Raw genomic sequence first — 19,237 nt, 5'->3', positions numbered from 1 at the left:
ATTAGAAAAATGAATGGGCCTGATACCTGATAGAGCTGAGCGCTTAATTCTCTTTCGTTTGATAACAAGCATTATTAATCATATCACTGACTACACGGGGTAGCAGATCAAGTTTTAATGCTAATTTTTTACATAACTCTAATTCATTCTGGTCTATATCGCCGTCAACCATCATTACCGCAACCAAGTCGGTTACTTGCTGAAGCTTTTCTTCATACTTTTTAGGAGCAATGAACTTTACTTCTTCCGGGTTGTTTCTGATATTTTGAATGGCTTCACTGCTCATGCCCAAATGATGTGCTATTTTGGAGAGCAGAGCCCATTCCTCATCGGCAAGATGACCATCTGCCATTGCTACAGAAATCAAATTCTTAATATGACTTTTTCTTCTGCCATCTTTGTCTGATTCGAATATACTCAACAGGCCCATCTAATTTCTATTAGGTTCCAACTATAATATTATACATCTGACCTATATTAGGTTCAAGATAGTTTAGTAACCCTAATAAATAATAAAAGTTTAAACATGCAATCTATTTGTTGAAATATATACCTGTCTCATTTTCAGTGAAAACTCAGAGAAGAGGATGAAAGAGTTGGCCCTTCCTATTCTTCAAAGCCTTCATTGTTAAAATCCGGGAATTTTTTGCGGATATTTTTGTCGGTGGACTTATTTGGGTTTTCCCAGCCGGCATCAAGCTCTAGCAAAATCATTTTTTTGTTGTTGAGCTGAGCTTTAAGCTTATCAATGTCTACATAAAAGTTTTTATCCCTTCGCTGTGACTTTAGTGCGTATTGTCTTGCAAACTGGTCACCCTCTGCCTGTAACTGGTTTCTAATATCAATATTAAGCTTGAGCTTTTCCATAATATCATCTTTTGACCGGCCAAGTACTTCGGTGGCTTCCAGAGTACCCAGGGTCATTACAGCTGTACCTCCAACCCCTGTGACATAATCTTTGCTGTCATTCTCCATAAACACGGGTGATACACCAGTGATGGCACCTAGAGAGGCATTAAGTATAGACCTTTTTCTTTTTCCCTTTTTAGCTTGTCTTAGCTGTTTGTTTAGCCTTTTCTGGTTTTCGTCCAGTTGGTCTATGAGGTCCATAGTCTGAACCAACATACTTCTGTATTTACTGTATAATCTCTGGTCTTTTTGCTCCAGGTTTTCTGTGTCCATTATCTTAACGTTCAGAGCCCTTTCAGACCTTTTGTTTGATTCATCGATAACATAAAAGATCAACTCTACGAGGCTGCTGCTTTCAGCTTCACCTACAAAGTCATAACCAGGGATCCAGGTAAACTCCCATTGTGTAGCAGTGTTTCGTTTTAGAGAGGTTTTTGATACCCGCATGTCGTTAGAAACAAATCCTACATCTTTGATATTATCATCTCCGTTGGGGTCAGATACATAAAAATTCAGATTTAGCACCTCGTCTTCATCTATAGTGAGGAGTGTGTCATTGGGTACCATTGTAATTTCAGGAGGAAGGTCTAGCTGCGTAGGTGCTATTACCAAAGTGCCTGTAACCTCTGATTTCTCTGGCTGGTCTTGTACAATGAATGAAACCTTTAGTGGTTCACGCCTCAAAGCTCTGAACTGGTTTCTTGATGGTTTCCAGGTAAAGATGCCAAGCTCGGTAAGGTCGGCACCTTCCGGCATAGCAGATAAAATAGGTTTAAAAACTATAGGATCTTCATCAAGATCTCTGATTTGGTTGAGCTGATTGAGGTTAAATTCATTGGCTGAATATTGTTTTACATAGAAAACCGGAAGCTCATCAACCACAGGGGGCCTGTTTTTATGAAGCACAGTGAAGGGTACTTCCTTCCTTATTTTTTTACCGTCCTTTGATACAGCCTCAAAGATCACACTGAACTCTTCTTTTTCACGGACCCTGTCTACTAAGTCATAAGACGGAGACCAGAAGAAGCTGCCGAGCGAATCAAAACGTAAGGACAAACCGCGGTCACCATAGATGGAATAGAGGTAGTCTTTTGAATTACCCGGGTGTATTTTAAGATCAAACTCCAATGTGTCCCCCTCCTCAATTACATTCCAGGCAAAATTGTCTGGAAATACAAAATATGGAGTTGTTTGCCCATGAGCCAACTGAAAGCATCCAAGCACAAGCAGAATAAAAATATTTCTCATTAATTAGGATCGTTTCCTTCTGATAACTACAAATTTAGAAATGAATCGTTTCTTAGGGGAGCTCTAATATATAAGTTTTAGATTACCTGTAGAAGTGATAGGTGAATGAATCATATGAGCGGTTAGTAATTTCCTTCATCCAGTATCTTCTTCTTGATCTTTTTTTGGTAATTTCTACCTATGGGTAGTTTTTTGTCCAGCACCTCTACAATATTGCCTTCCAGAGCTCTGATTTTGTCTGTAGCAACAGTATATGAGCGATGGATACGGATAAATTTATTTGCAGGAAGGGCTTTGGTAATACTTCTTAAATTGTGGTGAGTAATAAAATTTTCATATTGGGTAACTACTCTAACATAATCTTTGAGACTTTCGATGTAGAGTATTTCTGAGAAGAACACTTTTACTATCTTCTTATCTACTTTCAGAAAGATATAATCATTTTCTTCTTTTGTTTTCCCTTTTGCCGAGTTGAAGGCGCGATAATATTCAGTGACTTTATCTATGCTTTTTACAAAGCGGGAGAGAGCTATGGGTTTGACCAAATAGTCAAATACGTCTAGCTCAAAACTCTCCACGGCGTACTCGCGGTAAGCGGTTGTGATTACCACCAGCGGCTTGGAGTCAAGGCTCTTGATGAAGTCAATACCACTTAGTTCCGGCATATTGATGTCAAGAAACATCAGGTGTATCTTGTTGTTGCCCTTCAATACCTGGAAAGCCTCCATGGCATCGCTACAGCAGGCAACAATTTCGAAATCATCAAACCCTTTTAGGTGCCTCTTTATCACATTGATACCCAAGGGTTCATCATCCACTATGAGGCAATTAATTTTCATCGAGTGTTATTTTAAGCGCTATTTGATAAGAGTGTTCGTCCTCAATGATATCAAGATTGAAGTTTTTATCATACAACAATTCCAATCTTCGCAGGGTGTTTTGAATGCCTATGCCGGAATTACTACTCTGCTCATGGCGCGATTTACTTCCTTTGGAATTTTTCACTTTAAAATAAAGCACATTACTATTGATGTTCAGACTAATACTTATAGGCATGGCTCCATTTTTATAAAGAGCGCCATGCTTAAAGCTATTTTCTACGAAAGGCATAAGTATAAGTGGAGGAATAAATTTGCCCTGGATGTTTCCGGATATATTTATTTCGGCAACCAGGTTGTCTCCATACCTTAGCCGTTCCAGATCGATGTAGTTTTGAATGTGTGTAACCTCTTCTGCCAGGCTGACCTTATTGTTTTTACCTTTATAGATTACATAGCTCATCAGGTCAGAAAGTTTTAATACCGTTTCCGGAGCTTTATCTGATTTGTCAAGTGTCAAAGAATAGAGGTTATTTAATGTGTTGAAAAAGAAATGAGGCTGAACCTGAGATCTTAGAAATGACAGTTCTGTCTCATGGTTCCTTCGCTCCAGTTCTCTTGCTCGTCTTTGAGTTCTTACCCAATCTATAATAAGTTTTATGGCGGTGGTGAGTCCCACCACATACAGTTCTCCAATAAAAACAGCAATTATATAATTATACCCAAATAAGGATTGCTCCTTGATTACCGACTCACGCCATACTTCTGTAGTTACAAACTGGTAGTTAAGTACTATACGTACCAGAGACATGGCCAGTATAGCAAAGAATAGTAACACCAGATACTTGGGCAATCTGTTGGGGATATACCGGGGCAGCAGGTAATAAAGGTTAATGTATACTAATATAATGTGGATTGGAAATTCGACAAGATTGGAATGTAGAGAATACCAGTAGTCATCAAAGTAACTCCCCCACCTGAGCGTATTAAAAAGGAAGTAACTGATCCAGAAAACCAGATGATATACCAACGGTTTTTTCACTAACCTGATCACCGCCTTCTTTATGTCGGTGGTGTTTTCCTTTTCGCGCAATGATATTGTAAATGCCTCCATCAGTTCAGTGCTTTTATGATGATCTAAAATAAACATACTAATTTTTTTGGTATTAATTCTTAATGGTCTGCCCCTGGCTTAGGGGTATGTTTCTCTCCGTATATCAAAATTTACCAAACAGCTATAAACTCCTGCCATTCAGCTAATAAAAAGCCTTAAACTTTATTTTTCGTCAATTCGGTGTCAAATTGAGGTTCAGAATCAACCCCTAATATTTATGAAAAAGTTTTTACTATTTGGCTTACTGGTGCCGCTGCTTACATTAAACGTAATGGCGCAGCGTCAGGTCTCCGGTAAGATTATCGATGAGAATGAGCAAGCTCCGCTACCAGGAGTGAACATCATCGTGAAAGGTACCAGTATTGGTACCACAAGTGACGTCAACGGGGCGTATAGCCTTGAGGTCCCGGAAGAAAGTTCCGAATTGATCTTTTCTTTCATCGGTTACAAAACCGTGGAAGTTAACGTAGGCAACCGGTCTGCGATCGATGTTGCACTAGCACAAGACATTACACAACTGGGAGAAGTTGTGGTTACTGCCCTGGGTATTGAGCGTGAGCAGAAGTCGCTTGGGTATGCGGTTTCGGAGGTTGAAGGCGAAGAGCTAACCGAGGCCAAAGAAGTAAACTTTGTTAACTCTCTGTCAGGAAAAGTCCCCGGTTTGCAGATCTCTCAAACCAATGGCGGGCCAGGGTCATCTACGCGGGTAGTTATCCGTGGAAACTCATCACTACTGGGAGATAACCAGGCCCTGTTTGTGGTAGATGGTGTGCCTGTACTTAATAGTGGTGAAGGTGAAGGAGCTGACTTTTCAGGAAACAAAGATTACGGCTCTCCTATTCAGGATATCAATCCGGAAGACATCGAATCCATTTCAGTACTTAGAGGACCAAACGCTGCGGCATTATACGGTTCCAGAGGTGCTAATGGTGTGATTTTGATCACAACTAAGAAAGGTATCAATAGAAAAGGGATAGGCGTAACGCTTAACTCCAACCTGACTTTTGAAAGTCCTTTGATCAATCCTGATTTTCAAAACGAATACGGTCAGGGACGCTACGATGGTGCTCAGCAAAAAGCAGTTCATGATATTGATGCTGTAGGAAGCTGGGGACCTGCAATAAATCCTTCTCTTCAGGTAGCGAGGTTTGATGGTCAGGGTACTGTTCCTTATGCAGCTGCCGGCGATGACTTTGATAACTTCTTCCGTACCGGTGTTACCGCCACTAACTCAATATCAGTTAACGGAGGAAATGACAGAGCTACTTTCAGATTAGGTTATACCAATCTGGATAACAAAGGGATCAACCCTGGTTCTGATTTTAAAAGAAACTCATTTAATCTGAGGTTAGGGTCAAACATCACTGATAAGTTTTATGTAGACACTAAAGTTACTTACACCAAGACTGATGCTACCAACCGTTTAGAATTTGGTGAGTCAAGATTTAACCCTATGCAAGGGTTCCTGTTAAAGCCAAGAAGTATCAGTGCTGATATTGCTGAGCAATATTCTGCGTCGCCGATCTCAGGCTTACCTGGTGCATATGAGTCTAACAACTGGGGCTACGGTATTAACCCATTCTACCTTGCCGACAGAGAGTTGAATAAGGATTCACGTGACCACTACCTCGGGTTGATCACATTGAAATACGATCTTACGGACTGGATGAACTTCCAGGTAAGAGCTTCTCAGGACTACTCCGTATTCGATGTTGAGGACATCAGTCCTATTGGAGCAAATCCACAGGCTTATGATGGAACTATGACGGTTCAAAACTCAAAGCAAACCAGACGTACTTATGATGCGATCTTAAATATTAGCAAAGACCTTAGCGAGCAATTCTCTTTAGGAGCAAACATAGGTGTGAGCCAGAACAGAATTTTTGGCGACCGCACATTTATAATTGCCAACGATCAGGTAGCTCCGGGTTTGAACTCCATCAACAACTTTGAAAATAAAGTAGGGAGTACCCTGAAAAGCGACGAAAAGGTAAACTCTGTTTTTGGTTCACTTCAGTTTGGGTTCAAGGATGTAGTATTTATCGAAGCTACTGGCCGTAATGATTGGTCTTCAACGCTTCCTGCCGATAATAACTCATTCTTTTACCCATCTGTTACAGCCACAGCCATACTTAGTGATATGCTCAACCTTGACGGGGGCGTACTGTCTTTTGCCAAGTTGAGAGCTGGGTGGGCACAAGTAGGTAATGGTACTACACCTTACAACTTGTACAATGCATACATCATTTCTCAGGATACTTATAATGGAGAAGTATTCCTTTACTATGGAAATGAGAGTAGCTCTACTCCATATGAAGGAAGTCAGTACGGTATTTCTTTGAAAAACCCGAACCTGAAGCCAGAGCAAACTACTTCAGTAGAATTCGGTACTGAACTGGGTTTCCTTAACAATAGGATCAAGCTTGACCTGACTTATTACAACTCAAAATCTAAAGATCAGATCTTCAATGTGGGTATCTCTAAAACCACGGGAAGCGAGACTGTAGTAGTTAATAGTGGAGAAATTCAGAACAAAGGAGTTGAACTTGGTTTAACAGCACAACCTGTAAAGAAAGGAGATTTCACTTGGGATATCAGACTTTCTTACTCTAAAAACACGTCTGAAGTGCTAAGCCTGGCACCAGAGTATGATTTGGAAGACCTGCGTTTGGGTGGTGATTTTAACAACCGTATCCAGGTATTTGCCAGCACGGGTCGTCCTTATGGAGACCTGGTAGGGTCTACTTATACCCGTGATGACAATGGTAACATTGTTTACGGACAAGATGGATTGCCAGTAATCGGTGAAGTGGGTGTAATAGGTAACTCTAACCCTGATTTCTTAGCAGGTATAAATAATACCTTTAGCTACAAATCATTCAGCCTTGGTTTCCTTATCGATATCCGTTCAGGAGGTCAGCTTTATTCTCTGACTGAAAACGATATGCACAGCATGGGTGTGCTCGAGGAAACACTTAATGGTAGAGCGTACTACTCTGGAGGTAATGGTATAATGGTGCCCGCCGGAGCTACAGTAGTTGATGCTGATGGTAATGAAGGAGGAACCCTTGACCCTACTGTTGCGGCAAGAGGTGTAGATCCTAACGTTTACTGGGGCAGACTAGGTGGTATTTCCGAAGCTTGGGTTTATGATGCTGACTACGTAAAACTGAGACAACTATCATTGAGCTATACTTTGCCATCAAGCATGTTTAATGACACATTTATCAATAGAGTTAAGGTAGGTTATGTGGCCAGAAACCTGGCAATACTTCATAAGAAAACAGATAATATCGATCCTGAATCAAGCTTTAGCAGTGGCAACCTGCAAGGGATAGATAGTTATGGTCTTCCTCCAACGAGAAGTCATGGATTTCAATTAACAGTGGAATTCTAAGAGAGGAACCTTTTATAAAAAAATATTAAAGCTATGAAAAGATTAAATATCAATATAATAAAAGGAGCAGTATTCTTCTTCTCACTTTTCCTGATCACTTCATGTGACAGAAACTTTGAGGAGATCAATTCGAATCCTAATGGAATTGACCCGAACACAGCATCACCAAGACGTGTGATGGCAACCGTTCAGATCTATGCTTTCGGTGAGCCTAGGTTCATTACCTGGAGAGGTAACATCATCTATTCTTCTCAGTTTGCGCACCACTATGTTTACAACTTTGCCGATATGGCCTGGTTCCCAGGTACAGCCTACACCAACAATCAGGGGTGGACTGATAACGTATGGGAGTCGTCTAACATTAAAGTGGCAGGACACTTAAATGCCCTTCGTGAATTGCTTGATCCTGAAGAGGATAAGGAGGAAGTGGCCGTGGTAAAGATCATCTCGGGGTGGTTTTATCAGAAAATGACAGATATGTATGGTGATATACCTTATACAGATGTGATCAAACCTCGGTCAGAAGTGGCTTATAAGCCTACTTATGATAGTCAAAAGGATATTTACAAAGCAATCATAGAAGACCTCAGCGCTCAAATTGATGTGTTGGAAGGTGCTTCGGAGTTATCATTTTCAACTGGTGATTTCCTATACCAAAGTACTCCTGCTAACTGGATAGCTTTTGCCAATACCTTAAGATTAAGAATGGCCCTGCGCTCAAGAGGTGCTTTTGAAGCAGCCGGTGATGGTTCATTTATTAATGGTGTAATCACTGATGCTTTAGCCAACCCTTTGATTGATGCCGGTAACGAAGCAGTATTTTACAGAGCTCAGGACGGGCTTTTCCTTAGTGACCCTAATGAGTTGATGGGCGGCCAGGAAGATGTGTGGCATTCATTTGAATATAATCAAGCTCGTTGGGCGCTTAGTGATAAAGTTGTAGGACTCCTACAAGACAACAATGACCCAAGACTTGAAAAAATTGCCATGGAAGCGGATAGTGTACCTGGTACATACGCGGGTCTTGAGCCTAACCTGGTGGCACCTCCAAAATATGGTTATGTATCTAAACCAACAGGGTTATTAAGAGGAGAAAAGAAGAATGATCCTGTACCTGCTTACATCATTACTGCATCAGAATCATATTTCCTTCAGGCTGAGGCTGCACTGTTAGGCTTTGCCGGAGATGCAGAAAACTTGTACCAATCAGGTATAAAAGCTCATATGAGTTATGCCGGAGTTGATGGAGGTGATGCTGACGACTTTATAGCTAATGAGCCTGAAGCTGTATTGGCAGGAACGACCGCTGAAAACCTTGAGAAAGTATGGAGACAGCGTTGGTTGTCCCTGTTGAATAACGGTTATGAAGCCTGGGCGCTGGCCAGAAGAACGAACTTGATACCTGACCAGGTAGGTGCTCAATATCTGTCTAACCTGACAGATGGCAAAGTACCTTCAAGACTGGTATACCCTACCTCTGAGTTGACATTAAATGCGGATAATGTGGCCGCAGCAAATGGGGGTAAGCCCGATTTGATGACAACAAGTGTGTGGTGGGATGTAGACTGATAAAACAGTAAATCAAAGATATTCCTTGTCGCATTGAGTTAAGCTGAATAGATATCTACGGATTCTATTCAGCCACTCAGTGTAACCCTGTAAATAGGCAGGGGTGGGCAACTCTTGCCTTTTGACAATGGAAGCAAAACAAAAAACTAATAGAAAAACAAAGTCAAATGGCCATAGCAGTAGGCATAGATGTAGGCGGCACAAGCACTAAACTGGGAGCAGTAACCCGCGATGGGCAGATACTGAGCAAATCGCGATTCACAACCCGCGATTTCCCGGATGAAACGGCTTTCCTTGTGGCTCTTAGTAACCACATTGATCAGCTGGTGGCTGATCTTGGGCAGGAAGGTGAGATTTTGGGCATTGGTATTGGTGCTCCAAAGGCAAACTTCTTTACGGGAGTTGTAGAAGGAGCAGTGAATCTGCTTTGGAACAGTCCGGTAGACCTTCGGGGCTATTTGCAAAATTATTTTAACGTACCGGTTATTGTTACCAACGATGCCAATCTCGCTGCTGTTGGTGAAAAGGAATTTGGAGCTGCCAGGCATATGAACAATTTCCTTTCGGTAACCATAGGTACAGGATTGGGTTGTGGTATTTATATGTCAGGGGCGCTTGTACATGGTCAAAACGATGTAGCAGGCGAACTGGGGCATACTTCTGCAAAAGTAGGTGGGCGCGAATGCCAATGTGGTAAAAAGGGCTGCCTGGAAGCCTACGTTTCAGCTAAGGGTATAGTCCGTACCGCCATGAAATTACTCTCCAAATATGAAGAAGATTCTTCTCTAAGGTCCATTCCTGCAGGTCAGTTAAGCCCGACCGTAATAGGACAGGAAGCTCTTCGTGGAGACAAAATGGCTTTGCTGGTGCTGGAGTTTACCGGTGATATTCTTGGGTATAAACTGGCCGATATGGTGGCTATGTTCAATCCTGAAGCAATTTTTCTTGCAGGCGGAGTGGCCAATGCAGGCCCGCTGCTGCTCGAACCAACACTCGAAAGCATCAAAAAATATTTGTATAGCACATATCCTGATCCGATAGTACTTCTTCCTTCGGCCTTGAAAGACGATGAAATGGCCGTATTGGGTGGAGGAGCATTGGTGTGGGAACACCTTGAAAATCAGATGGTAATTGTAAATTAATAAAACTAGAAGAAATGGCAAAAACACTGGAAGAACATAGGAGCCTGGCACATCAGCCTGCCGGCTTAACGGAAAAAACGAAGTTTGAAAAAATACATACCGAGATTTTTGATAACTCTACGCAGGCTTCTCTGGCAATAGCTAATGAGATAGCTGATTTGATCAGGAAAAAGCAAGCAGCAGGAGAGCATTGTGTCCTTGGTCTTGCTACAGGATCTTCACCTACTTCAGTGTACAATGAGCTGGTAAGGCTACATCAAGAAGAGGGGTTGAGTTTTAAGAATGTAATAACATTTAACCTGGATGAGTACTTCCCTATGGAGCCGGATGCATTACAGAGCTATGTCAGGTTCATGAATGAGTACTTATTTGACCATATAGACATTGATAAAGAAAATATACACATACCTGACGGAACACTCCCTTATGAATTGGTGGAGTCTTTCTGTCAGCAATATGAGCAGATGATCAAAGACCTGGGGGGAATAGATTTGCAGATCCTTGGTATCGGTAGAACAGGGCACATAGGTTTTAACGAGCCGGGTTCGCATATCAATTCCAAAACCAGGCTGATCACCCTTGACCACATTACCCGCCTGGATGCCGCCAGCGATTTCTTCGGTGAAGAAAATGTGCCGAGAAGAGCTATTACAATGGGGGTAGGTACCATTATGAAGGCAAAGCGCATCATACTCATGGCGTGGGGCGAAGGTAAAGCCAAGATCATTGGCCGCACCGTAGAAGGTGAAGTTACAGATAGTGTACCTGCTACCTATTTGCAGAGCCACCCCAATACTACCATGGTACTTGATGACGGTTCAGCTGCTGAGCTGGTACGTGAGAAAACCCCATGGTTGGTAAAAACCTGCAAGTGGGATAACTATCTGGCAAAGAAAGCTGTAATCTGGTTGAGTCTTAAACTGGAAAAACCAATCCTGAAACTTACCGATCGTGATTATAATGACCATGGTATGAGTGATCTTGTTGCAGAACATGGTCCTGCTTACAATATCAACATTCAGATCTTTAATGAACTTCAGCATACCATTACCGGCTGGCCGGGAGGTAAGCCAAACGCTGATGATACCCACAGGCCGGAAAGGGCTAATCCTGAGAAAAAACGAGTGCTGATATTCAGTCCCCACCCGGATGATGATGTGATCTCTATGGGAGGTACATTCATACGCCTGGTAGATCAGGGACATGATGTGCATGTAGCTTACCAGACTTCCGGAAATATTGCGGTTTTTGATGAAGACGTAATTCGCTTTGCAGACTTCTTCCGTGACTTTAATGCGGAATATGATATCAGCAATCAGGATGGTAAAGCAACGTACCAAGACATTGTAGAGACCATTAAAAACAAAAAGCCCGGAGATGTGGACAGCAAGATGGTGCAAGCCATTAAAGGACTCATCAGAAGAGGTGAAGCCAAGGCAGGCTGCCGCTATGTAGGGTTAAGTGATGACAAGGCTCATTTCCTGGATATGCCTTTCTATGAAACCGGTTTGGTTAAAAAGAAACCTTTAGGAGAAGAGGATATTGCCATCATAATGAATCTGATGAGAGAAATAAAACCTCACCAGGTGTATGCAGCAGGAGATCTTTCCGACCCTCATGGTACGCACAGGGTATGTCTCGCAGCGATCTTCGAAGCCATAGAAAGGCTAAAAGAAGAGGAGTGGATGAATGATTGCTGGGTATGGCTCTACAGAGGAGCATGGCAAGAGTGGGATACCAATGACATTGAAATGGCAGTACCTATTAGCCCAGATGAGCTTACCAGAAAAAGAAAGGCCATATTCAAACATCAGTCTCAAAAAGATACGGCCCTTTTCCCTGGCTCTGACCCCCGGGAGTTCTGGATGCGTGCAGAAGATAGAAACCATGCTACGGCCATGTTGTACGACAAACTGGGTCTGCCGGAATATGAGGCAATAGAAGGCTTTAAGAGATATAAATTTTAATTGTAGACTGAACTATTGATGAATATAAAACGGAGTTTAATCGTGATGTTACTGTGTCTGGGTTCTGGGTTAGGTTTCTCGGGCACAGATAGCGTCACCCACGACGATCTGACACTCATGCCTTATCCGGCCAGTGTGGAGGTAAAGGAGGGGAAATTCAGATTAAATAAGGATTTTTCCATAACTCATGAGGGTAAAGCCCATGAGAGGTTATTTGCACAGGCGACACGGATGTTGCGAAGGCTGGATAAGAAGACAGGCTTTTTCTTTACTCAGGAATTTGTTACTCCTGCACCTAAAGCAGATGCAGGTTTGGTAATCAAAACGCAACGTCCGGGAGAAATCCGGTTTGGTGAAGATGAATCTTATCAATTATCCATTAATGAGAATCAGGTTGTATTATCCGCAATCACTGATATAGGTGCCCTGAGGGGGATGGAGACCCTTCTTCAACTGTTAAAGGCAGATGAGGAAGGCTATTATTTTCCAGCGGTTGAGATTAAAGATCAGCCTCGGTTTCCATGGAGAGGTCTGATGATGGATGTGTCTCGACATTTTCACCCCATAGATGTTGTTAAACGCAACCTGGATGGAATGGCTGCTGTCAAAATGAATGTGCTTCATCTGCACCTTGTGGATGATCAGGGCTTTAGAGTGGAAAGTAAAGTCTACCCGCAACTTCATGAAAAAGCTTCTGATGGAAAATATTTTACCCAACAGGACATCAAAGAGATCATTCGTTATGCCAATGAACGTGGTATAAGAGTTTATCCTGAATTCGATGTTCCTGGTCATGCTTCAAGCTGGCTGGTTGCTTTTCCAGAGCTGGCAAGTGCTCCAGGGCCTTACTCTATAGAGAGAAACTCAGGAATATTTGATCCGACTCTGGACCCAACCAATGAAAAGACCTATGAGGTGTTGGGAAATCTTTTCACGGAGATGGCAGCATTGTTCCCTGATAGCTATTTCCATATCGGTGGAGACGAGAATGAAGGACATCACTGGGATCATAATCAGGATATCCAGAAGTTTATGAAGAAAAATGGAATAAAGGATAATCATGAACTTCAGAACTATTTCAATAAGCGATTATTAAAGGTGCTGGATAAGCAGAATAAGAAAATGGTAGGCTGGGACGAAATTTTACAGCCGGATCTGCCAAAAAATGCAATTATACATTCGTGGAGAGGTCAGGAGGGTTTGGCTGAAGCCGCCAGCCTCGGTTATAAAACCATTTTGTCTAACGGGTACTATATCGATCTGATGAAACCTGCCTACAAGCACTATCTGAATGATCCTATACCCGCAAACTCCAGGCTTACAGATGAGCAGAAGAAAAATATACTCGGAGGTGAGGCTACTATGTGGAGTGAATTGGTGACACCTACCACTGTAGATTCCAGGATTTGGCCCAGAACGGCTGCTATTGCTGAGCGCTTATGGTCTCCTGCAGAAGTGAGGGATGTGGATAGCATGTATGAAAGAATGGGAGAAATAAGCTTATTGCTTGAAGAACATGAACTTACACATATCAGGAACCGCGATGTAATACTACGCAACCTTGCCATGCAGCAGGATGTAACGGCATTGAAGGTACTGTCAAATGTGGTGGAACCATTAAAGGGTTACAGAAGAAACCCGGGAGGTGCTATGTACAAGACTTATTCTCCATTTGTTCTTTTTGCGGATGCTGCCATTGCTGATGCACCAGATGCCAGAGTGTTTGGAAGACTGGTGGTGGATTATCTTAATGGTAAAAGCGAAACCGAAGAAGAAATCAGGAAATGGCTTCAGCTATGGAAGGAGAACCATGAGAAATTAACTCCTGTAATTGCTAGATCTCCGGTGCTTTGGTCGGTAAATGACTTGTCTGCTAACCTATCAGCCATAGCGAAAATTGGACTTGATGCTTTAGACGGTAAGTTGAACGAAGGTGATGTAATGAGCCAGCTGAATAACTATAACAGTGCAATGGCTAAATTGGAGCAAAGCCGTGAGCAGGGTGGAAGAACCGACTTACAGGTAGTTGGTTCCATCAAGCAGTTGGTCAAAAGGAGTTCAGGAGTGCTTGCAGCCTATCGGGTTGAGGATAACGTTACAGTTGATGGGGAACTGTCTGACTGGAAAGATGTTACCTGGAATTACTTCGTTCCATCAAAACACCTGAACTGGAGTGATACATGCCAGTTTGCGATAAAGTGGGATAAAAAGAACCTGTATTTTGCCTTCAAGGTTGAGAATTCTAATTTACAGGCACTTGCCAATTCACGAGATAAAGAAGGTCTTCATATGGATGATGGTATCGAGTTTTTGCTTGATACGGATTTTGATCAGACCAAAGATTGGAAAGATGATGATCTGGCATACCATGTTAACGTGATGAATGCTATTATTGATGATCGCGGAAGTTTGAAGAATGGCGAATACAACAACAGTTGGAATGGCAATGCAAAAACCGCGGTGAAGGTGTCAGGTACTGTGAATGACCCTTCGGATAAAGATCAGGGGTACCAGGTGGAAGTAGCTATTAGCTGGAAAGAGATCGGGAAGTCGCCAAAAGACGAATTGGTGATGGGCCTTGACCTTTGCGTGAATGACAGAGACGATGTATATCATCAATATCGCTATTTTGATTATATGAATCTCTCGGTTTTTCATATGCCCGCAGGTTTTGCAAAATTGGTACTTGTAGATAAAAATTTTAAGGAGCGGACATCACTTGAGCAAGAGTAACAGATTACTTTCTTTAGACGTGTTTCGTGGAATAACCATAGCAGCCATGATCGTGGTCAACAACCCAGGATCATGGTCTACGGTTTATCCGCCACTCTTACACGCGAGCTGGCATGGCTGCACACTTACTGATCTGGTGTTTCCGTTTTTCCTGTTCATAGTGGGCGTTGCCATTTGCCTTTCGCTTGGCCGTGTGGCCAATCAGAAAGAAAACCATAAGAAAGTAATACAGCATATTATCAAGAGGAGTGTCACCCTTTTTTTAATAGGCCTCTTCTTAAATGCATTTCCATATTTTGATTTGTACGAACTAAGGATTCCTGGTGTGCTTCAGAGAATAGCCATTGTGTTTTTGGTTTGTGCTGTTGTTTTCCTAAAAACTAATCGTAAAACCCAGATCGCTATAGGCAGTATAATTTTACTCATTTATTGGTTGATGTTCCTGATCATACCTGTACCGGGTGTGGATACGGGAAGTCTTGAGCGAGGAGCAAATCTTGCCGCATGGATAGACTCAATGTTATTGCAGGGACATATGTGGACGGTGACTAAAACATGGGACCCGGAAGGTGTACTCAGTACTTTGCCAGCTATCGTGACTGGAATGCTAGGGATGGTTGCCGGTCAGTGGATCAGTAATAAGGATTTAACTCCGCAAGACAAATTGATCAAATTGTTTGTCGCGGCTAATATCTTGATTGTGGTAGCTCTTTTCTGGAGCCTTTTCTTTCCAATCAATAAGAGTTTATGGACTAGCTCCTATGTACTCTATACAGGCGGGATAGCCATGCACTTTCTGGCATTCCTCTATTGGCTTCTTGATGTTAAGATGCTTCGTAGCAAATACTGGACCCCGTTTAAGGCCTTTGGGATGAATGCCTTATTCGTATACATGCTATCTATGCTTATGGCCAGTCTGATTGTGGCCTTAAAATTATCAGAAAATCTAAGTGTACAAGAGTGGCTTTTTGGAGGGTTATCATCTTTTATTACAGACCCCTATTTGCCCTCCTTTATTTATGCAATGCTCTTTACACTCGTGATGTTTATCCCTACATGGGTTTTATACAAAAGAAATATTATTATCAAAGTTTAACACCCCCTATTCATGATTTTAGAAACCATTGACTGGATCTCCGTAATTGCATTTTTTGTAATCTCGTTGGTAATAGGAATTGTCGTTGCCCGGCAGGCAGGTTCCAGTGTATCCGAATTCTTTTTATCAGGCCGGAATATGCCTTGGTGGTTGTTGGGTGTTTCCATGGTGGCCACCACATTTTCAGCAGATACACCCAACCTCGTAACCGATATCGTACGTCAGAATGGTGTGTCAGGTAACTGGGAATGGTGGGCCTTTTTGCTGACCGGTATGCTTACGGTCTTCGTTTATTCCAAATTATGGAGAAGGTCAGAAGTACTTACTGACCTCGAGTTTTATGAACTCAGGTACAGCGGTCGTGCAGCAGCTTTTCTTCGAGGGTTCCGGGCCATTTATCTGGGAGTGTTTTTTAATATTATGATTATGGCAACGGTCTGTCTGGCAGCGATTAAAATAGGAGGGGTTTTGCTCAGTCTTTCTCCTATACAAACTCTGCTTATAGCCTCAGTTGTTACGGTTATTTATAGCTCTTTGGGAGGGCTAAAAGGTGTTTTGATCACTGATTTTGTGCAGTTTATTATTGCTATGATCGGCTCCATTTGGGCCTCGTATGTTATTGTAAACCTTCCTGAAGTTGGTGGCATGACCAATATGCTTTCGCATGAGGCGGTGATCCCGAAATTGAATATTCTACCTGACTTTAATGATACAGAAACCCTGATCCCCTTGTTCATCATACCGCTGGCGGTACAATGGTGGAGCGTATGGTACCCTGGTGCAGAGCCCGGAGGAGGCGGGTACATTGCACAAAGGATGCTGTCTGCCAAAAATGAGCAGCATGCCGTCGGGGCCACATTGTTTTTTAACATAGCCCACTATGCTTTGAGGCCATGGCCCTGGATAATTATTGCTCTGGCTTCCATCGTTGTTTTTCCTACGCTTGAGTCCATTCAGGCAGCTTTTCCACATCTTGATCCCAGCATAGTTCAGCATGACCTTGCCTATCCGGCCATGCTTACTTATCTGCCACATGGTCTGTTGGGAGTGGTAATAGCTTCGTTGATAGCCGCATTTATGTCAACTATTTCAACGCACCTAAACTGGGGATCTTCATATGTAGTTAATGATGTTTACAGGCGATTTGTGAACCCGGAAGCTTCTGATAAAGAAATGGTAAATCTGGGCAGGCTTTCCACGGTATTACTGATGGTCTTTGCTGCGATTATGGCACTCTACCTTGAAAATGCCATTCAGGCGTTCCGTATTCTATTGACAATCGGTGCAGGTACAGGCCTCATATTCATTTTACGTTGGTTTTGGTGGAGAATTAATGCCTACACGGAGTTAGCAGGTATGGTAGCATCCTTTTTTATAGCAGTGTATTTTGAATTTGTGCATGAAGGCCTTGGGTTCGATCCTATACCTAACCATTACCGACTGTTGTTAGGGATTACCATTACCACCGGTATTTGGTTTGTCGCAACCATGCTTACCAGACCTACCAGTAAGGAGAAGCTGAGGGAGTTTTATCTGAAAGTAAAGCCTGCTGGCCCGGGGTGGGAGTCGGTAGTGAGAAATGCCAAGAATGATAATATTGATATCCCTGAGGTCAAAAACAACCTGAGCTTACAGGTATTAAGTGTGTTCATTGGCAGTATCACCGTTTTTTGTGCACTGTTTGCTTCCGGTTATTGGATATATCAAAATACCATGCCGGCCATAGTGCTAAGCCTAATCAGTATCGGAGGAGGAGCATGGCTGGTAGCCATGTGGCGAAAGCTTTCAGGTTGATATTGTAGATAAGGTCTACAGGGTGGGAAATCCATTACACATTTTTTTCTGAATGAAAGTAGTTAAATATGCCTAAAATCTGCTGAAATTGGCGAATAGTGCAGATTTTGAGTATATGGCATAGTTGTTTCATTTGATTTCCATAATCAAAAAGTATAATGACTATGAACCCATTTAGAATGGCAGTACTTTCAACGACACTACTTTTAGCCCACCTATCACCAGTAATGGCTCAGACACCGCGAGGAGGTATAAAAGGAGGTTTGAACTTAAGTAACTTCCATATAGATGATGTGGAAGATGAGAATGTGAGGACGGGATTCCATATCGCTATTTATACCCTATTGATGGTTGCTCTCGGGTTTGCCATTCAACCCGAATTAAATTACTCTACCAAAGGAGTTAAAGCAGAATACAATGTACTTGGATTTCAAGGTGAGAATAAGCTTAATCTTGGTTATCCGGATATATCCGTATTGGCCACATTTAAATTAGGTGATGATATGGATATTCACATCGGGCCATAGCTTGATTATCTGGTAGGCGATGCTAAAAACTCTGTAGCCTAGGTTTATGTGGGCTTTAACATGCGCCAGGCTTGGATACAGGCTTATAGAGAGCTACCCCACCTTTATCCTTCTTCAATGAGAAGGAGCTTGTAAAAGCAACGAAACTCAATAGCATTAAGACTTAAATGGGGGGCTGGAGTAGAAAAACCTTTGTTACCAGAGGTAATGGTTAATTGATCGGATCGCCAATTTCTGCCCGCTCCTCATTGCCTTTTTCGGGTGATGTGAGTCACAAATTTTTTATACCGGTTAAGGCCATATTGATTAGCGAAAAGCCTCATAGCAAAATAAAGATCACCATTGTTGTCCCCAATGTTCTGCTTCACTTCTTCCATGAAGGTTTCCCTTACAATCTTGGGTAGGCTATGAGGTAAATACTTTTGAATTTCCTGACTTATAGTTGCCGGCGGAATCTGCCTTAATGCTTCAATTGATTTATGGATATAGGCATCCAGGTAATGGTCATGATTATCTTCGATCAATGTTTCACAATACTTTTCAATGGAGTCCATAACCAGTTTAGGGCCTACAGGGATGATCTGTACTTTATCATCTGATGGTTCTTTTCCCTTAGAGGATACAATATTGTAAAAATTGAGGTTGGTAATACCTTTTATTCCTAATCCGATAGTCAATGGGTTAAGTATGGCCGCTACTTCTCCCCCAGGGAGTAGATTCTTTTTGAATAATACCCAATAAATGAATGTTGCTAACAGGCCATGTGCTATACCGTATAAATGGAATGGAAAAGAAATTTTAAAAAGTAATAGGTAATTCTTTCTAAATTTCCGGTGCCCATACTCAAGCATTGAGATGGGGTAGGCGGCAATAAAGGTAAATAGGTAAGGTAGATAAGGGTTTTCGAATATCATGGGAAGGAG

The 19,237-nt window shown here is 42.2% G+C and carries 13 protein-coding genes; 8 read left to right on the top strand and 5 right to left on the bottom strand.

The features are described from left to right. Positions 1-43: 43 nt before the first annotated feature. The 4 genes from JMN32_RS09785 to JMN32_RS09770 all read right to left on the bottom strand — a co-directional run bounded on the left by JMN32_RS09785 (position 44) and on the right by JMN32_RS09770 (position 4,125). Positions 44-421: a tellurite resistance TerB family protein gene (locus tag JMN32_RS09785; RefSeq protein ID WP_202856136.1), complete on the bottom strand. Its 378-nt coding sequence runs from the start codon at positions 419-421 to the stop codon at positions 44-46. Positions 422-606: 185 nt separating this feature from the next. Continuing rightward, the gene (locus JMN32_RS09780) at positions 607-2,157 is read right to left on the bottom strand and encodes a hypothetical protein (protein ID WP_202856135.1); all 1,551 of its coding nucleotides are present in this window, start codon (positions 2,155-2,157) and stop codon (positions 607-609) included. 122 nt (positions 2,158-2,279) lie between these two features. Next, positions 2,280-2,996, bottom strand: coding sequence for a LytR/AlgR family response regulator transcription factor (locus tag JMN32_RS09775; RefSeq protein WP_202856134.1), 717 nt, complete (start codon positions 2,994-2,996; stop codon positions 2,280-2,282). Continuing rightward, the gene (locus tag JMN32_RS09770) at positions 2,986-4,125 is read right to left on the bottom strand and encodes a sensor histidine kinase (protein WP_202856133.1); all 1,140 of its coding nucleotides are present in this window, start codon (positions 4,123-4,125) and stop codon (positions 2,986-2,988) included. The genes JMN32_RS09775 and JMN32_RS09770 overlap by 11 nt, the downstream gene beginning before the upstream one ends. 181 nt (positions 4,126-4,306) lie before the next feature. On the opposite strand from JMN32_RS09770, the gene JMN32_RS09765 reads away from it, so the two are divergent. The 8 genes from JMN32_RS09765 (at position 4,307) to JMN32_RS09730 (ending at position 18,314) form a co-directional block, all read left to right on the top strand. Then, positions 4,307-7,486 carry a SusC/RagA family TonB-linked outer membrane protein gene (locus JMN32_RS09765; RefSeq protein ID WP_202856132.1) on the top strand — a complete coding sequence of 1,060 codons (3,180 nt, stop codon included), beginning with the start codon at positions 4,307-4,309 and terminating at the stop codon, positions 7,484-7,486. Between the two features lie 33 nt (positions 7,487-7,519). Further along, the gene (locus JMN32_RS09760; protein WP_202856131.1) at positions 7,520-9,055 is read left to right on the top strand and encodes a SusD/RagB family nutrient-binding outer membrane lipoprotein; all 1,536 of its coding nucleotides are present in this window, start codon (positions 7,520-7,522) and stop codon (positions 9,053-9,055) included. A 167-nt stretch (positions 9,056-9,222) separates the two neighbouring features. Further along, positions 9,223-10,197, top strand: coding sequence for an ROK family protein (locus JMN32_RS09755; protein ID WP_202856130.1), 975 nt, complete (start codon positions 9,223-9,225; stop codon positions 10,195-10,197). 14 nt (positions 10,198-10,211) lie between these two features. Next, positions 10,212-12,164, top strand: coding sequence for a glucosamine-6-phosphate deaminase (gene nagB, locus JMN32_RS09750; protein WP_202856129.1), 1,953 nt, complete (start codon positions 10,212-10,214; stop codon positions 12,162-12,164). 45 nt (positions 12,165-12,209) lie between these two features. Continuing rightward, entirely contained in the window at positions 12,210-14,897 is a 2,688-nt protein-coding gene (locus tag JMN32_RS09745) for a family 20 glycosylhydrolase (protein ID WP_238354426.1), read from the top strand. Beyond that, entirely contained in the window at positions 14,884-15,993 is a 1,110-nt protein-coding gene (locus tag JMN32_RS09740; protein WP_202856127.1) for an acyltransferase family protein, read from the top strand. Before JMN32_RS09745 ends, JMN32_RS09740 begins: the two co-directional genes overlap by 14 nt. Positions 15,994-16,005: 12 nt before the next feature. After that, complete coding sequence (locus JMN32_RS09735) at positions 16,006-17,787, top strand: sodium:solute symporter family protein (RefSeq protein WP_202856126.1); 1,782 nt, start codon at positions 16,006-16,008, stop codon at positions 17,785-17,787. Between the two features lie 164 nt (positions 17,788-17,951). Next, entirely contained in the window at positions 17,952-18,314 is a 363-nt protein-coding gene (locus JMN32_RS09730) for an outer membrane beta-barrel protein (protein ID WP_202856125.1), read from the top strand. 245 nt (positions 18,315-18,559) lie between these two features. On the opposite strand, the gene JMN32_RS09725 is transcribed toward JMN32_RS09730, so the two are convergent. Next, positions 18,560-19,228: a hypothetical protein gene (locus tag JMN32_RS09725; protein WP_202856124.1), complete on the bottom strand. Its 669-nt coding sequence runs from the start codon at positions 19,226-19,228 to the stop codon at positions 18,560-18,562. Positions 19,229-19,237 lie beyond the last annotated feature (9 nt).

The organism is Fulvivirga marina (genome assembly GCF_016775155.1).
Taxonomy (GTDB): Bacteria; Bacteroidota; Bacteroidia; order Cytophagales; family Cyclobacteriaceae; genus Fulvivirga; species Fulvivirga marina.
Note: the sequence above shows the minus strand (reverse complement) of the source record. Positions and strands in the feature narration are given on the sequence as shown.

What these genes read in the sequence shown, in the direction of transcription:
- JMN32_RS09780 (WP_202856135.1), bottom strand. Translation starts at nt 2,157, where the DNA reads ATGAGAAATATTTTTATTCTGCTTGTGCTTGGATGCTTTCAGTTGGCT.
- JMN32_RS09775 (WP_202856134.1), bottom strand. Translation starts at nt 2,996, where the DNA reads ATGAAAATTAATTGCCTCATAGTGGATGATGAACCCTTGGGTATCAAT.
- JMN32_RS09770 (WP_202856133.1), bottom strand. Translation starts at nt 4,125, where the DNA reads ATGTTTATTTTAGATCATCATAAAAGCACTGAACTGATGGAGGCATTT.
- JMN32_RS09765 (WP_202856132.1), top strand. Translation starts at nt 4,307, where the DNA reads ATGAAAAAGTTTTTACTATTTGGCTTACTGGTGCCGCTGCTTACATTA.
- JMN32_RS09760 (WP_202856131.1), top strand. Translation starts at nt 7,520, where the DNA reads ATGAAAAGATTAAATATCAATATAATAAAAGGAGCAGTATTCTTCTTC.
- JMN32_RS09755 (WP_202856130.1), top strand. Translation starts at nt 9,223, where the DNA reads ATGGCCATAGCAGTAGGCATAGATGTAGGCGGCACAAGCACTAAACTG.
- nagB (WP_202856129.1), top strand. Translation starts at nt 10,212, where the DNA reads ATGGCAAAAACACTGGAAGAACATAGGAGCCTGGCACATCAGCCTGCC.
- JMN32_RS09745 (WP_238354426.1), top strand. Translation starts at nt 12,210, where the DNA reads ATGTTACTGTGTCTGGGTTCTGGGTTAGGTTTCTCGGGCACAGATAGC.
- JMN32_RS09735 (WP_202856126.1), top strand. Translation starts at nt 16,006, where the DNA reads ATGATTTTAGAAACCATTGACTGGATCTCCGTAATTGCATTTTTTGTA.
- JMN32_RS09730 (WP_202856125.1), top strand. Translation starts at nt 17,952, where the DNA reads ATGAACCCATTTAGAATGGCAGTACTTTCAACGACACTACTTTTAGCC.
- JMN32_RS09725 (WP_202856124.1), bottom strand. Translation starts at nt 19,228, where the DNA reads ATGATATTCGAAAACCCTTATCTACCTTACCTATTTACCTTTATTGCC.